This window comes from Streptomyces sp. NPDC021622 (assembly GCF_040640795.1).
GTDB lineage: Bacteria > Actinomycetota > Actinomycetes > Streptomycetales > Streptomycetaceae > Streptomyces.
The window spans coordinates 450,561-466,527 of sequence record NZ_JBFACK010000005.1 but is presented as its reverse complement, the minus strand read 5'-3'; the positions used below and the strand labels follow the sequence as shown (position 1 = coordinate 466,527).

Here is a 15,967-nt window from a genome sequence, read left to right as displayed (position 1 = left end):
CGCCGTGGGGGATTACCCCCGCGGCCCACCCCGGCCACCCCCAGCCAACCGCCGGCGGAAGGTTACTCCCCCTGCCGCCGAATCTTGCTCCCCAGCCACACCAGCGGATCGTACTTGCGGTCAACCGCCCGTTCCTTCAAGGGAATCAGCGCATTGTCCGTGATCTTGATGCCCTCGGGGCAGACCTCCGTGCAGCACTTGGTGATGTTGCAGTAGCCGAGCCCGTGCTCGTCCTGGGCGGTGGCCTTGCGGTCGAGGCCGGTCTCCGCCGCCGCGTCCAGCGGGTGCATGTCCAGCTCGGCGACCCGCATCAGGAAGCGCGGCCCCGCGAAAGCCGCCTTGTTCTCCTCGTGGTCGCGCACCACATGGCAGGTGTCCTGGCACAGGAAGCACTCGATGCACTTGCGGAACTCCTGGGAGCGGTCCACGTCCTCCTGCATCATGCGGTACTCGCCGGGGCCGAGATCGGCGGGCGGCACGAAGGCCGGGACCTCGCGCGCCTTCGTGTAGTTGAAGCCCACGTCCGTCACCAGGTCGCGCACCACGGGGAAGGCCCGCAGCGGGGTCACCGTGATGACGTCGCCGGGGTCGAACACCGACATCCGCGTCATGCACATCAGCCGCGGGCGCCCGTTGATCTCGGCCGAGCACGAACCGCACTTGCCCGCCTTGCAGTTCCAGCGCACCGCCAGGTCGGGTGCCTGGGTGGCCTGGAGGCGGTGGATGATGTCGAGAACGACCTCGCCCTCGTTGACCTCGACCTTGAAGTCCTCCAGGCCGCCGCCGCCGAGATCGCCGCGCCAGACCTTGAATTGCGCGTCGTACGAACTCACTCGTAGAGCTCCTCTTCAGCCAGGTACTTGACCAGCTCCTCCTTCTCGAAGAGAGCGAGCAAGTCGGGACGGATGGGCTCGGTCGTGACCTTCACCAGGTCGATCTGGCCGCGCACGGGATCCGTCGCCGCCAACCCGCCTGTCGGATCGGCCAGTTGGCAGAGCAGATTCACTCGGCGCCACTCGCGGTTCATCGCCGGATGGTCCTCGCGGGTGTGCCCGCCCCGGCTCTCCGTGCGCTCCAGGGCGGCCCGCGCCACGCACTCGCTGACCAGGAGCATGTTGCGCAGGTCGAGCGCGAGGTGCCAGCCGGGGTTGAACTGGCGGTGGCCCTCGACGCCCGCCCGGCGTGCCCGCACCCGCAGTTCGGCGAGCTTCTCCAGGGCCTGCTCCATCTCGGCCTCCCGGCGGATGATGCCGACCAGGTCGTTCATCGTCTGCTGGAGCTCCTGGTGGAGGGTGTACGGATTCTCCGGCGTGGTCCCGTCCTCGGGGCCCTCGGCACTGAACGGCCGCAGCGCCTCGGCCGCCGCCGTGTCCACCTGCGTCTCGTCCACCAGGGGCCTGGCCCCGGAGAGTTCGGACGCGTGCCGCGCCGCGTGCAGTCCCGCGCGGCGCCCGAAGACCAGCAGGTCGGAGAGGGAGTTGCCGCCGAGCCGGTTGGAGCCGTGCATGCCGCCTGCCACCTCGCCGGCCGCGTACAGACCCGGCACGCGCCGCGCCGACGCCGTGTCCGAGTCGACCGCGATGCCGCCCATCACGTAGTGACAGGTCGGCCCGACCTCCATCGCCTCGGCCGTGATGTCGACGTCCGCAAGCTCCTTGAACTGGTGGTACATGGACGGGAGCCGGCGCCGGATGACCTCGGCGGGCATGCGCGTCGAGACGTCGAGGAAGACCCCGCCGTGCGGTGATCCGCGGCCCGCCTTCACCTCGGAGTTGATGGCGCGCGCCACTTCGTCGCGCGGCAGCAGCTCAGGGGGGCGGCGGTTGTTGTCCGGATCCTCGTACCAGCGGTCGCCCTCCTCCTCCGACTGCGCGTACTTCTCCTTGAAGACGTCGGGTACGTAGTCGAACATGAACCGCTTGCCTTCGGAGTTGCGCAGTACGCCGCCGTCGCCCCGCACGGACTCGGTGACGAGGATGCCCTTCACCGATGGCGGCCAGACCATCCCCGTGGGGTGGAACTGCACGAACTCCATGTTCAGGAGAGGCGCCCCGGCGAGCAGGGCGAGCGCGTGGCCGTCGCCCGTGTACTCCCAGGAATTCGACGTCACCTTGAAGGACTTGCCGATGCCGCCGGTCGCCAGGACCACGCTCGGGGCTTCGAGCACGAAGAAGCGGCCGGACTCGCGGTCGTAGCAGAAGGTGCCGCTGACCCGGCCCTCCTCGCCGAAGACGCCGCTCTCCTCCTTCAGGACACGGGTGACGGTGCACTCCTGGAAGACCTTCAACCGCGCTTCGTGGTCGCCGTATTCGCGCTCGTCCTCCTGTTGAAGGGAGACGATTTTCTGCTGGAGCGTACGGATCAGCTCAAGACCCGTACGGTCGCCGACGTGCGCGAGGCGCGGATACTCGTGACCGCCGAAGTTGCGCTGGGAGATCCGCCCGTCCGCCGTGCGGTCGAACAGGGCGCCCCAGGTCTCCAGCTCCCAGACCCGGTCGGGTGCTTCACGCGCGTGCAGCTCGGCCATCCGCCACTGGTTGAGGAATTTGCCGCCGCGCAGGGTGTCGCGGAAGTGGACCTGCCAGTTGTCTCCGGAGTTCACATTGCCCATGGAGGCGGCGATGCCGCCCTCGGCCATCACCGTATGGGCCTTGCCGAACAGGGACTTGCAGATCACCGCCGTACGGGCGCCCTGCTCACGTGCCTCGATCGCGGCCCGCAGGCCCGCGCCCCCGGCCCCCACCACGACAACGTCCCACTGCTGCCGCTCCACTTGAGACATCAGAACAACCTCGGATCGTCGAAGGCGCCGGACGCGACCAGGTACACGTAGAAGTCGGCGAGCGCCACGCTCACCAGCGAGGCCCAGGCGAGCAGCATGTGGTGTGCGTTCAGTTTTCCAACCCACTGCCACATGCGGTACCGCACGGGATGCTTGGAGAAGTGCTTGAGCTTGCCGCCGACGATGTGCCGGCAGGAGTGACAGGAGAGTGTGTACGCCCAGATCAGCGTGATGTTGACCAGGAACACGAGGGTGCCGAGGCCCATGTGGCCCCACTCGTAGTGCTCGTCGCGGAACGCGAGCACGGTGTCGTACGTGAGGATGCCCGCCACCGGAACCGCCGCGTAGAAGAAGTAGCGGTGGATGTTCTGCAGGATCAGCGGGAAACGGGTCTCTCCGGAGTACTTCTTGTGCGGCTCGGCGACCGCGCAGGCGGGCGGTGACGCCCAGAAGCCGCGGTAGTAGGCCTTGCGGTAGTAGTAGCAGGTCAGCCGGAAGCCGAGCGGGAAGATCAGGATCAGCAGGGCGGGGGACAGGCCCCACCAGCTGCCGAAGATCTCCCAGTTGGGCCCGCCCCGCATCGGCTCGCAGTTCTCGGCGAGGCACGGGGAGTAGAACGGGGAGACGTAGGGCGCCGCGTAGTAGTCAGCGTTCGCGAAGGCCCGCCAGGTCGAGTAGACGACGAAGGCGAAGAGCCCGGCGGCCGTCGCGGCGGGCGCGAGCCACCAGCGGTCGGTCCGCAGATGGGCAACGCTGATCGCGGCGCGCGTCTTCCCTCGTACGCCGCCGGGCTCCTGTTCGCTTTTCAGGTGGGGTTCTGTGCCAGTGGCCAACGAGGCTCGACTCCTTCGTCCGTCCTCCGGAGGTGGTGGGCAGGGAACTCAGAGGGCTTGGGACTCAGGGGGCGTGGCGGTCCTTGGCCCCCAGGCCTTCGTCGTCCGAGTCCGTCCACAGCGAGTTGTCGTAGGGCTTCTCGGGGATGCGGATGAGGTCGGGCCGCTCCTGCGGCTGTCCGGGGGGCGCGCCCGGCGTCGTGGCGCGGAGCAGGGCGAAGCTCTCGCGCAGATGGTCGGTGTCGGTGCGGACCCGGCGTACGTCGATGCCTTGCATCTCGGCACCGGCATGCTGCGTCAGCTTGTCGACGGTGCGGACCAGCTCGTCGACGCATCGCTGTACGGCCGTCAGGTCATCCTGCAGAGCCATAACTTGCCCTCACTTCAGGTGTGCGGTGGCAACGCTCATGCGCCTGCGAGTGTTGCGCGTCACATCCGGCTTGGGAAGAGATCTGCATCGATTCGCGGCGCATACGCAACGAATGCGCCGGGTCACGCGCTGATACGGGCCGACGCGCCGGACCGGGTGTCCGGATTGGGCCGCATGGGTGGCGTCCGGGTGCCGCCGCGCCGTGTCGCCGCTACCCGCCGTGCCGCGTCGCCTTGAGTGGAGCGATAGATGTGATCAACTCCATATCCCAACATATAGGAACAAACCCGGCATGGGCCTGGTAGTGGGCGGCCGGGCGAGCCTCGGAGGTATCCGTCATGTCCCCAGACAGCGTCAGACTGAGATCTGCCGTGTTCCTCGCCACGGGCGTGCTGGCGCTGCCCGCCCTCGCCGCCTGCAGCTCCCAGGACGAGGCGGGTGCCCCGACCGCGGAGCAGGACATCGCGCCCGCCGCGCGGGATCTCGTCGCCGACGGGGGGACCATGAACTGGGCCGTCGACGCGGTGCCGGAAACCCTCAACTCCTTCCAGTCGGACGCCGATGCGGGCACCACACGGGTCGCGGGCGCGGTCCTGCCGTCGATGTACCGCCTGGACGAGCAGGGCAGGGCGCAGCGCAACGAGGACTTCCTGGAGTCCGCGAAGGTCGTCGAGCGCGAGCCGAAGCAGGTCGTGCTCTACAAGCTGCACCAGCAGGCGGTGTGGAGCGACGGCCGGGAGATCGGCGCCGACGACTTCGCGGCGCAGCAGCGGGCGCTCTCCGGCAAGGACAGCGCGTACTGGACGGCTCGCAACGCCGGCTACGACCGCATCGAGAAGATCGAGCGCGGCGCGAACAACCTGGAGGTGCGCGTCACCTTCAACAAGCCCTACGCGGACTGGCGTTCGCTCTTCTCGCCGCTGTATCCGAAGGAGGTCATGGGCACCCCTGACACCTTCAACGACGGGGCGCGGCGCACGCTCAAGGTGAGCGCGGGGCCGTTCGCCGTCCAGGGCCTCGACCGCGAGGCGGGCGAGGTCACGCTGACCCGCAATCCGCGCTGGTGGGGCAGGCCCGCCAAGCTCTCCAAGGTGGTCCTGCGCGAGGTGCCGCGCGGCGAGCGGGCCGCAGCGCTCGCCGCCGGGCAGCTCGACCTCGCCGAGATCGACGCTCCGGAGGCGGGGCGCATCCTGAACGCCGCCCGCGACAAGGGCGTCCAGGGCCCGCTCCCGCACGGCCCCGAGACGCAGCTCACCCCGGGGAAGGCGCTGCGCTCCTGGGCGATCGCCAACGGCTCCGACGAGGAGGCGGCCGCCACCGAGCTGCGGGCCCGCGAGAAGACCGGCAAGGCGATCAAGAAGTACGCCGACGAACAGTCGGGCCTGCGGGGCTACACCCTCCGCAAGTCCCTCGAACCGGCCTACACCCAGCTCGCCCTCAACGGCACAGGGGGCCCGCTCGCCGACGACCGGGTGCGGCGCGCGGTGGCCCGCGCCCTCGACCGCGACGCGATCGCCGAGGCGGTCCTGACCCCGCTCGGCCTGCCCGCCGAGCCGGTCGGAAGCCACCTGGCCCTCGCGGGGCAGCAGGCGTACGCCGACAACAGCGGCGCGCTGGGGGACCAGGACACCACCGAGGCGCGGGCGCTGCTCGCCGATGCGGGGTGGGTGCCGGGCGGTCCGCTGAAGGAGAAGTACGAGAAGAAGGAGAAGACGGCCGGCGCCGAGAAGGGGAAGTCCGGCTCGGAGTCCGGGTCCGATGGCTCGGGCGACTCCGGCAACTCCGGCAACTCCGGTAACTCCGACGACGGAACGTACATCGTCGGCGAGGACGACCAGAAGCCGGGCGACGGCGGCACCTCGGTGCTCGCGCCCGCGCCCGCTGCGGCGTACCAGCAGGCGGCGCTGACCCGCCAGGCGGATTCCTTCACGTCGCGGCGCGAGGCGGACAAGGAGAAGAAGAAGGACCCCGGCGGGCACGCCAGGCAGCACACCGACAAGAAGGCGAAGAAGGGCGGCGCTCCCGGGGCGTACGCCCCGAAGGGCACCGCGGCGCCGGCCGCGCCCGCCGCCGCGCCGGGCGGCCTCATGGCCAAGGACGGCAAGCCGCTCACGCTCCGCTTCGTCCTGCCTTCGGGCGAGGGCTCGGAGTCGCTGCGCACGGTGGCGGAACGTATCTCCAGAATGCTGGAGAAGATCGGCGTCCGTACGGAGACGGCGAAGGTCGCCGACGACAGCTACTTCAAGGACCACATCGCGTCCGGCCAGTACGACCTCGCCCTCTACTCCTGGCCCGCGTCGGCCTTCCCGGCCACGGACGCGCGCCCGATCTTCGCCAAGCCGGTACCGGCCGCGGACGGCTCGCTCAACGTCGAGCAGAACTACACGCGGGTCGGCACGGACCACATCGACCAGCTCTTCGACCAGGCGCTGGGTGAGCTCGACGAGGACGAGAACCGCGCCCTGGTCAGGAAGGCCGACGCCCGCATCTGGGCCGAGGCGGGCTCCATCCCCCTCTACCAGCGCCCCCAGCTGGTGGCGGCCCGCCCGAACCTGGCGAACGCCGGAGCCTTCGGCTTCCAGTCCCCGCACTACGAGGACATCGGCTTCCTGAAGCCGGGCGCGAAGCCGTCGGGCAAGCCCGAGGAGAAGTGAGCCTGCCCTAACTACGCTCAGATTCCGCTCAACTCCCTTGCCCGCCGGCCATCCCGGCGGGCAAGGTCGTTTTCATCCACTGACCCGGGACACCTGCCCTTCCCCACGATCGGGTGACAGTTCTGCGACCCCATCCCGCAGGCGCGCCGCGATCCATAGCGTTGATGCTATGACGTGGGGTACCGTCGAACTCGAGCCGGAAGTTGCTTCGTGGCTGTCCGGGCTCGACGACAAACGCTGGGCGCAAGCCCTCATGCACCTCGACCTTCTCGAACAGCGCGGAGTCCTCCTCGACGAGCCGTACACGCGCCAGCTCGACGGCAAGCTCAGAGAGCTGCGCTTCTACTGCGGAGGCGAGCGGATCCGTGTCACCTACTGGATCGCCCCGGGCCGCCGCATGATCATGCTCACGGTGTTCCCCAAGACACGCATGCGTGAATTCGCCGAGGTCGAGCGGGCGCGTCAGGCGATGAAGCGCTGTCAGGAAGAAGGACACACCGTGGACGAGGAGGAGTCGTGACTCAGACCAGGCGCAGCAGCCTCGCCGACGCTCGTGCGGCGCGGGCCCTCACGCCCGAGATCGAGGAGGAGTACGCCGCAGCGCGACTCCGCTTCGAGCTCGCGGAAGCCGTCCGTCAGCGGCGGCAGGACCTGGGGCTCTCGCAGAGCGAGCTCGGGCGCAGGGCGGGCATGACGCAGTCGGCCGTGGCGCGGTTCGAAGGCGGAGGTACGGTGCCGACGATTCCGGTGCTCGACCGGCTGGCCCGCGCGCTCGACCTCAAGCTGCGCGTGGAGCTGTCGCCGCACGCCGAGAGCGCCTAGTCCGGCGGTAAAACCCCTGGTCAAGCCCCCTGCAAGGGTCCCGCGCAGGCCATCCCCGCGTGGGCCACGTAGACTGGGGTGAGGCCGTGGCGTGTTCTGCCCGGCAGGGCACGCGTACCGGACCGTACGCGCCGCCGTCCACTCTTCCCGGGAGAAGCGCAGCTCGTATGCCCACGCGCCATGACATTCGTAATGTTGCCATCGTCGCCCACGTCGACCACGGCAAGACCACGCTGGTCGACGCCATGCTCAAGCAGGCCGGCTCCTTCGCCGCGCACGCAGCCGAGTCGCTCGACGACCGCATGATGGACTCGAACGACCTGGAGCGTGAGAAGGGCATCACGATCCTGGCCAAGAACACGGCCGTCAAGTACCACCCCAAGGATGGCGGCGACGTCATCACCATCAACATCATCGACACCCCCGGCCACGCCGACTTCGGTGGTGAGGTCGAGCGCGGCCTGTCGATGGTGGACGCGGTCGTCCTGCTGGTCGACGCCTCCGAGGGTCCGCTTCCGCAGACCCGCTTCGTGCTGCGCAAGGCCCTCGCCGCGCGCATGCCGGTGATCCTCTGCATCAACAAGACGGACCGCCCGGACTCGCGCATCGCCGAGGTCGTCGACGAGACGTACGACCTGTTCCTCGACCTGGACGCCGACGAGGACCAGATCGAGTTCCCGATCGTCTACGCCTGCGCCCGTGACGGCGTCGCCTCGCTGACCAAGCCGGAGGACGGCACCGTCCCGGCCGACAGCGAGAACCTGGAGCCGTTCTTCTCGACGATCCTGGAGCACGTCCCCGCTCCGGAGTACGACGAGGACGCCCCCCTGCAGGCCCACGTCACCAACCTCGACGCCGACAACTTCCTCGGCCGTATCGCGCTGTGCCGTGTCGAGCAGGGCGAGCTGAAGAAGGGCCAGACCGTCACGTGGATCAAGCGTGACGGCACGATGTCCAACGTCCGCATCACCGAGCTGATGATGACGGAGGCGCTGACCCGCAAGCCGGCCGAGAAGGCGGGCCCCGGTGACATCTGCGCCATCGCCGGTATCCCGGAGATCATGATCGGTGAGACCCTCGCCGACCCCGAGAACCCGATCGCGCTCCCGCTGATCACGGTCGACGAGCCCGCGATCTCCATGACCATCGGTACGAACACCTCGCCGCTCGTCGGCAAGGGCGGCAAGGGCCACAAGGTCACCGCCCGTCAGGTGAAGGACCGTCTGGACAAGGAGCTCATCGGTAACGTCTCGCTCCGTGTCCTGGACACCGAGCGCCCGGACGCCTGGGAGGTCCAGGGCCGTGGTGAGCTCGCGCTCGCCATCCTGGTCGAGCAGATGCGCCGCGAGGGCTTCGAGCTCACCGTCGGCAAGCCCGAGGTCGTCACCAAGCAGGTCGACGGCAAGACGTACGAGCCGATCGAGCGCATGACGATCGACTCGCCCGAGGAGCACCTCGGCGCCATCACGCAGCTGATGGCGACCCGCAAGGGCCGTATGGAGACGATGACCAACCACGGCTCCGGCTGGATCCGCATGGAGTGGATCGTCCCGTCGCGTGGCCTCATCGGCTTCCGTACGGAGTTCCTGACCCAGACCCGCGGCACCGGCATCGCGCACTCCATCTTCGAGGGCCACGAGCCGTGGTTCGGCGAGCTGCGCACCCGTCACAACGGCTCGCTGGTCGCGGACCGTTCGGGTTCGGTCACGCCGTTCGCGATGGTCAACCTCCAGGAGCGCGGTGTCATCTTCACCGAGGCCGGCACCGAGGTGTACGAGGGCATGATCGTCGGCGAGAACTCGCGCGCCGACGACATGGACGTGAACATCACCAAGGAGAAGAAGCTCACCAACATGCGTGCGGCTTCCGCGGACACGACCGAGAACGTCGTGCCCGCCCGCAAGCTCTCGCTCGAGCAGTCCCTGGAGTTCTGCCGCGACGACGAGTGCATCGAGGTGACCCCGGAGACCGTGCGCATCCGCAAGGTCGTCCTGGACCAGAAGCAGCGCGGGCGCACCGCTTCGCGCGCCAAGCACGGCTGAGGCCGTGACAAAGCCTGGCTAAAGTTTTGAGCCGCGCCAGGCTCATGCGCAACCGCCGCTGACGCTCTGCGAATTCGGCAACTGAGGCCGGTTTCCGCCCCTCCGGAAGGAGGGCCGGGAGCCGGCCTCTCGCGTATCTGCGGTGGTTGCCCCCTGCGCGGTCCGTCAGGCCGCTACGCTGGCGCACACCTCCCAGGGTCTACGCGTGTCCACCGGACCGCGTCCGAAGGGCCCCGCCGGGCGTCTTCAACTCGCCCCGCCGCAACCGGTTTTCCTGGACGCCCCGTCCGGAATGCGGACACAGTTGACCGTTAGATGTGTAACACGTCCGTTTCGCAACCATCTATCTCGGATCGGTTTGTCCGGATTTTGGAAGTTGTACGCACCAGGTGTGATTGAACCGAGACCAAAAGACTGTGGTCGACCGGTACCTCATGGCTAATAGTTGACCGCGTATAGCTCGGGTCAATGGGTCACGCGCTGTGGGGAGCGCCGACTCACGAGCACACTGGGGTACGTCGATCTTCGCGCCGTCAGGGGTGTCGGCGCGGTTTCTTGTACCCCCTCTTGTAGTGAACAAGTGGACTCATGAGGAGGAACCCCATGCGTGGTGCCAAGAGCGCCAAGTGGGTCGCGATAGCCGGTGTTGTGGCGCTGACGGCCACCGCTTGTGGCGGCGGCAGCGACAGCAGCGACAACAGCAACCGCAAGGTCGACCCCAAGGGGATCGTCAGCTACGCCAATGGTGAGCCGCAGAATGCTCTGCAGCCTGCCAACACCATGGAGGCGTACGGCAGCGTCGTCATCAACTCCCTCTTCACGGGGCTTGTCAACTACGACAAGCAGGGAAACATCACCTACGAGAACGCCGAGTCGGTCACCCCCGACAAGGACAACAAGGTGTGGACCGTCAAGCTGAAGCCGGGCTGGAAGTTCCACAACGGCGAGGCCGTCACGGCCAAGTCGTACGTGGACGCCTGGAACTTCGCGGCGAACCCCGCCAACGGCCAGCAGAACAGCGGCTGGTACCGCGACATCGTCGGTTACGACAAGGTCCACCCCGAGAAGGGGAAGGGCACCGGCAAGACCATGTCCGGTCTGAAGGTCGTCGACGACAACACCTTCACCATCACGCTGAACTCGGGCATCCCGTACTACGCGTACAAGCTCGTCTACGCGCCGTTCTACCCCATGCCCTCGGCCGCCCTGAAGGACCCGAAGACGTACGGCGAGAAGCCGGTCGGCAACGGTCCCTACAAGCTCAAGAGCTGGGACCACAAGAAGTCGATCAAGGTCACCGCCTGGTCCGGCTACAAGGGTGAGAAGAAGCCGAAGAACGGCGGCATCGACTTCAAGGCGTACACGACGCCGCAGGCCGCGTACAACGACCTGCGCTCGGACAACGTCGACACGATGCCGCTGATCCCGGACAGCGAGCTCGCCAACTTCAAGCAGGACTTCGGCGACCGCGCCATCGAGCAGGACTTCTCGGCGATCAACACGGTCAACCCGGCCTTCTACAGCAAGGCGTTCAAGGACGTCGACGTGAAGGTCATCCAGGGTCTGTCGATGGCCATCGACCGCGACACCATCGCGAAGACCACCTTCGCCGGTACGCGTGAGTCCGCCTCCGGCTGGGTCGCCAAGGGCGTCAAGGGCTACAAGGCCGGCGCCTGTGGTGAGTTCTGCAAGTTCAACCCGAAGAAGGCCAAGCAGTTCGTCAAGGACGGCGGCGGCATCCCGGGCAACAAGATCACCATCCAGTACAACGCCGACCAGCCGCACAAGGGCTGGGTCACGGCGGTGTGCAACAGCATCACCAAGTCGACCGGCGTGAAGTGCACCGGCGACCCGACGACCGACTTCCAGGCCGACACCGAGATTCGGGACAAGAAGCAGGTCAAGGCGATGTACCGGTCGGGCTGGGTGCTCGACTACCCGTTCAACGGCAACTTCCTTGCCGACCTCTACGGCACGGGCGTCGACGGCAACAAGGGCGGCTTCTCGGACAAGAAGTTCGACGAGCTGACCAAGAAGGCCGACGCGGCCAAGACGATCGACGAGTCCGCGGAGCTGTACAACGAGGCTGAGAAGCAGCTCGTCAACACCTTCCCGGGCATCCCGCTCTGGTACAACAAGACGCTCTCCGCCTACTCGCAGAACGTCAAGCACGTGCAGTTTGACCAGGCCGGTGACCCGATCCTCACCGACATCGAGGTCTTCAAGAAGTAGGCGTCGGAGGCCCGTTCCCGAAGCGACGCCCGGCGATCCCGGGCGTCGCTTCGGGCGGCTCCGGATTGGACGGAGGCACCAATGGGGCGTTATGTCGCGCGGCGACTGCTCCAGATGATCCCGGTCTTCATCGGGACAACCCTGTTGATCTTCATCATGGTCAACGTGCTCCCCGGCGACCCCGTAAGGGCGCTGTGGGGCGACAAGCCGCCGGACCCGGCACAGGTGGCGCAGATTCGCCACGACCGCGGTCTGGATCTGCCGCTCTGGCAGCAGTATCTGCACTACATGGGCGGCCTGCTGCAGGGAGACTTCGGCAAGACCATCGCCGGTAACCGGCCGGTCCTCGACGAGATCACCCAGGCATTCCCGGTCTCGATGCGACTGGCCTCCATGGCCTGGACGTTCGAGCTCATCGTCGGCATCACCCTGGGCGTCCTTGCCGGCATCAAGCGCGGCCGGTTCGTCGACAACACGGTCACGCTCTTCACGCTCCTGGTGATCTCCGTACCGATCTTCGTGGTCGGTCTGCTGTGCCAGCTGTTCTTCGGCAATGAACTGGGCTGGATCACGCCCACGGTTCAGGACTCGGAGAACATGGGCCAGCTGCTGGTGCCGGCGATCGTGCTCGGCATGGTGGGCCTCGCCTATGTGGCGAGACTGACCCGCACCTCGATCGCCGAGAACCGGCAAGCGGACTACATGCGCACCGCGGTGGCCAAGGGCCTGCCCCGGCAGCGCATCATCACCCGGCATCTGCTGCGCAACTCGCTGATCCCCGTGGTGACTTACCTCGGCACCGACGTCGGCACCCTGATGGGCGGCGCGGTCATCACCGAGGGCATCTTCAACGTGACGGGCGTCGGCAACCTCCTCTTCCAGGCTCTCGCCCGCCGTGAGGGCGCGGTCATCGTCGGTGTCGTCACCGTCCTGGTGCTCGTGTACCTCGCAGCCAGCCTGATCGTCGACCTGCTTTACGCGGTCCTGGACCCGAGGATCCGTTATGCCTGACCTCACCAAGACCACGGCCACGGCCACGGACGAGAAGACCGCCGTGACGCCCGACGTGACGGACGCGGTCGCGGCCGGTCCCGCACCGGGCAAGCCGCGAAGCCTGTGGAACGACGCGTGGCGCGAGCTGCGCCGCAATCCGCTCTTCGTGATCTCCGCGATCCTGATCGCGATTCTGATCGTCATCGCGCTCTTCCCCGGGCTCTTCACCGGCGCGGACCCGGAGTCCGGCGACCAGGTGAACCACTTCCTGGGCAAGCCCGAGCTCAGCAAGTTCTTCCAGGAGGGCTGGTTCGGCTACGACAGGGTGGGGCGCAGCATCTACGCCCGAGTCGTCTTCGGAGCGCGCAACTCGATCCTCGTCGGCGTCGGCGTGACCGTCCTTGTCACCCTCTTCGGCGGCCTGTGCGGCATGCTCGCGGGCTACTTCGGCGGGTTCTGGGACAGCCTCATCTCCCGGCTCACCGACGTGTTCTTCGGCATCCCGTTCCTGCTCGGCGCCATGGTCGTCCTGAACGCCTTCACCGACCGCACCGTCTGGGTCGTCATGGGCGCGCTTGCCTTCCTCGGCTGGACGCAGATCGCCCGCGTGATGCGTGGCGCGGTGATCACCACCAAGCACGCCGACTACGTGGTGGCGGCCCGCGCGCTCGGTGCCGGGACGAAGCGGATCCTGTTCCGCCACATCCTGCCGAACGCGCTGGCTCCGGTGATCGTCGTGGCGACCATCTCGCTCGGTACGTACATCGTGGCCGAGTCGACGCTGTCGTACCTGGGCCTCGGTCTCGGTGACGGCGCCATCTCGTGGGGCGGCGACATCTCCGACGCGACGCAGGACATCCGGAACAACCCGCACACGCTGTTCTTCCCGGCAGGAATGCTGAGTATCACGGTGCTGGCGTTCATCATGATGGGTGACGCCGTACGCGAAGCCCTCGACCCGAAGCTGCGCTGAGGGAGGCGTAAATGACCAGCATCGACATCAAGGAAGACTCGGTTCCCGCCCCCCGCTCGGGCGAGGAAAAGAGCGGCAGGCTGCTGGACGTCAAGGACCTGCACGTCGAGTTCCACACCCGCGAGGGTGTGGTCAAGGCAGTCAACGGCGTCAACTACAGCGTGGACGCGGGCGAGACGCTCGCCGTGCTCGGTGAGTCGGGCTCCGGCAAGTCGGTCACCGCCCAGGCGATCATGGGCATCCTCGACATGCCGCCCGGCAAGATCCCGCAGGGCGAGATCCTCTTCCGCGGCCAGGACATGCTGAAGATGTCCAACGAGGAGCGCAGGAAGACCCGCGGACGCAAGATCGCGATGATCTTCCAGGACGCGCTGTCCTCGCTCAACCCCGTTCTCTCGGTGGGCTATCAGCTCGGCGAGATGTTCCGGGTGCACGACGGCATGAGCCGCAAGCAGGCCAAGGCCAAGGCCATCGAACTGATGGAGAAGGTCAAGATCCCGGCCGCCAAGGAGCGGGTGAACGACTACCCGCACCAGTTCTCCGGCGGTATGCGCCAGCGCATCATGATCGCGATGGCGCTCGCCCTCGAGCCGGACCTGATCATCGCGGACGAGCCCACCACGGCGCTCGACGTGACGGTCCAGGCGCAGGTCATGGATCTGCTCGCGGAACTGCAGCGCGAGTACAACATGGGGCTCATCCTCATCACCCACGACCTCGGTGTGGTGGCGGACGTGGCCGACAAGATCGCGGTCATGTACGCGGGCCGGATCGTCGAGACGGCCCCGGTCCACGAGCTCTACAAGCGCCCCGCGCACCCGTACACGCGCGGTCTGCTCGAGTCGATCCCGCGGCTCGACCAGAAGGGCCAGGAGCTTTACGCGATCAAGGGCCTGCCGCCCAACCTGCTGCACGTCCCGTCCGGTTGTGCCTTCAACCCGCGTTGCCCCAAGGCGCAGGACATCTGCCGTACGGACATCCCGGCCCTGGTGCCGGTGAGCGAGCGGGACGGCGCGGAGCTGCCGGGCCGCGGCAGCGCGTGCCACTTCTGGAAGGAGACGATCCATGGCTGAGCTCAAGAAGACTGACGAGCCTCAGGACACGACCCCGAACGTCTCCGAGGTGGAAACGGTCGACGCGTCCACCGCCGAAGAGGCCGTGGCGGCGATCGAGGCGCCGGTCGAGCGCGGCGAGCCGATCCTCCAGGTCCGCAACCTGGTCAAGCACTTCCCGCTCACGCAGGGAATCCTGATCAAGAAGCAGATCGGTGCGGTCAAGGCCGTCGACGGCATCTCCTTCGACCTCTTCCAGGGCGAGACGCTGGGCATCGTGGGCGAGTCGGGCTGCGGCAAGTCCACGGTCGCCAAGCTCCTGATGACGCTCGAACGCGCCACGGCCGGCGAGGTCTTCTACAAGGGCCAGGACATCACCAAGCTTTCGGGGCGCGCCCTGAAGGCGGTGCGCCGCAACATCCAGATGGTGTTCCAGGACCCGTACACGTCGCTCAACCCCCGTATGACGGTGGGCGACATCATCGGGGAGCCCTTCGAGATCCACCCCGAGGTGGCCCCGAAGGGTTCGCGCCGCCAGAAGGTCCAGGACCTCCTGGACGTGGTGGGCCTGAACCCGGAGTACATCAACCGCTACCCGCACCAGTTCTCGGGCGGCCAGCGCCAGCGCATCGGCATCGCGCGCGGTCTGGCGCTCAACCCCGAGATCATCATCTGCGACGAGCCGGTCTCGGCCCTGGACGTATCCGTCCAGGCCCAGGTCATCAACCTGATGGGGAAGCTGCAGGACGAGTTCAACCTCTCCTACCTCTTCATCGCGCACGACCTGTCGATCGTCCGGCACATCTCGGACCGCGTGGGCGTGATGTACCTCGGCAAGATGGCGGAGATCGGCTCGGACGAGCAGATCTACGAGCACCCGACGCATCCGTACACGCAGGCGCTGCTCTCCGCGGTGCCGGTGCCGGACCCGGAGGCGCGCGAGGGCCGCGAGCGCATCATCCTGACCGGAGACGTCCCGTCCCCGGCCAATCCCCCCTCCGGCTGCCGCTTCCGCACCCGCTGCTGGAAGGCGGAGGCGAAGTGCGCGGAGGAGATCCCGCTGCTCGCGATCCCGCAGCGGTTCGCGGGCCAGGACACTCCGGCGGCACACGAGTCGGCGTGCCACTTCGCGGAGGAGAAGGACGTCGTGCACGCGGCGTGAATCTCCACGGACGTACCTGATGTGTACGTGAACGGGGGCGCCCCGAGCCTGA

General features: G+C 67.5%; 13 protein-coding genes. 9 read left to right on the top strand and 4 right to left on the bottom strand.

All coding sequences use genetic code 11. From position 1 onward, the window contains the following. Positions 1–62 precede the first annotated feature (62 nt). The 4 genes from AB0G47_RS12985 to AB0G47_RS12970 form a co-directional block, all read right to left on the bottom strand. Positions 63–833, bottom strand: a complete 771-nt coding sequence (locus AB0G47_RS12985; protein ID WP_360767886.1) for a succinate dehydrogenase/fumarate reductase iron-sulfur subunit — start codon at positions 831–833, stop codon at positions 63–65. After that, complete coding sequence (locus AB0G47_RS12980; protein WP_360767883.1) at positions 830–2,782, bottom strand: fumarate reductase/succinate dehydrogenase flavoprotein subunit; 1,953 nt, start codon at positions 2,780–2,782, stop codon at positions 830–832. Before AB0G47_RS12980 ends, AB0G47_RS12985 begins: the two co-directional genes overlap by 4 nt. Continuing rightward, complete coding sequence (locus AB0G47_RS12975) at positions 2,782–3,615, bottom strand: hypothetical protein (protein ID WP_360767880.1); 834 nt, start codon at positions 3,613–3,615, stop codon at positions 2,782–2,784. The genes AB0G47_RS12980 and AB0G47_RS12975 overlap by 1 nt, the downstream gene beginning before the upstream one ends. A gap of 64 nt (positions 3,616–3,679) precedes the next feature. Beyond that, positions 3,680–3,985, bottom strand: a complete 306-nt coding sequence (locus AB0G47_RS12970; RefSeq protein ID WP_360767877.1) for a hypothetical protein — start codon at positions 3,983–3,985, stop codon at positions 3,680–3,682. Positions 3,986–4,323: 338 nt separating this feature from the next. Between AB0G47_RS12970 and AB0G47_RS12965 the strand changes: the two genes are divergently transcribed. The 9 genes from AB0G47_RS12965 to AB0G47_RS12925 all read left to right on the top strand — a co-directional run bounded on the left by AB0G47_RS12965 (position 4,324) and on the right by AB0G47_RS12925 (position 15,915). After that, positions 4,324–6,639, top strand: coding sequence for an ABC transporter family substrate-binding protein (locus tag AB0G47_RS12965; RefSeq protein ID WP_360767874.1), 2,316 nt, complete (start codon positions 4,324–4,326; stop codon positions 6,637–6,639). A gap of 169 nt (positions 6,640–6,808) precedes the next feature. Then, the gene (locus tag AB0G47_RS12960; RefSeq protein ID WP_360767873.1) at positions 6,809–7,159 is read left to right on the top strand and encodes a type II toxin-antitoxin system RelE/ParE family toxin; all 351 of its coding nucleotides are present in this window, start codon (positions 6,809–6,811) and stop codon (positions 7,157–7,159) included. Next, entirely contained in the window at positions 7,156–7,461 is a 306-nt protein-coding gene (locus AB0G47_RS12955; RefSeq protein WP_360767870.1) for a helix-turn-helix transcriptional regulator, read from the top strand. Before AB0G47_RS12960 ends, AB0G47_RS12955 begins: the two co-directional genes overlap by 4 nt. 167 nt (positions 7,462–7,628) lie before the next feature. After that, positions 7,629–9,503 carry a translational GTPase TypA gene (gene typA, locus AB0G47_RS12950; RefSeq protein WP_360767867.1) on the top strand — a complete coding sequence of 625 codons (1,875 nt, stop codon included), beginning with the start codon at positions 7,629–7,631 and terminating at the stop codon, positions 9,501–9,503. Between the two features lie 603 nt (positions 9,504–10,106). Then, positions 10,107–11,735: an ABC transporter substrate-binding protein gene (locus tag AB0G47_RS12945; protein ID WP_360767864.1), complete on the top strand. Its 1,629-nt coding sequence runs from the start codon at positions 10,107–10,109 to the stop codon at positions 11,733–11,735. Positions 11,736–11,816: 81 nt separating this feature from the next. Beyond that, entirely contained in the window at positions 11,817–12,746 is a 930-nt protein-coding gene (locus AB0G47_RS12940; protein WP_360767861.1) for an ABC transporter permease, read from the top strand. Continuing rightward, on the top strand, positions 12,739–13,701 hold the full coding sequence (locus tag AB0G47_RS12935; RefSeq protein ID WP_360767859.1) for an ABC transporter permease: 963 nt from the start codon (positions 12,739–12,741) through the stop codon (positions 13,699–13,701). Before AB0G47_RS12940 ends, AB0G47_RS12935 begins: the two co-directional genes overlap by 8 nt. Before the next feature lie 11 nt (positions 13,702–13,712). Beyond that, positions 13,713–14,774, top strand: a complete 1,062-nt coding sequence (locus AB0G47_RS12930; protein ID WP_360767856.1) for an ABC transporter ATP-binding protein — start codon at positions 13,713–13,715, stop codon at positions 14,772–14,774. Then, positions 14,767–15,915 carry a dipeptide ABC transporter ATP-binding protein gene (locus tag AB0G47_RS12925; protein ID WP_360767853.1) on the top strand — a complete coding sequence of 383 codons (1,149 nt, stop codon included), beginning with the start codon at positions 14,767–14,769 and terminating at the stop codon, positions 15,913–15,915. The genes AB0G47_RS12930 and AB0G47_RS12925 overlap by 8 nt, the downstream gene beginning before the upstream one ends. Positions 15,916–15,967: the final 52 nt, after the last annotated feature.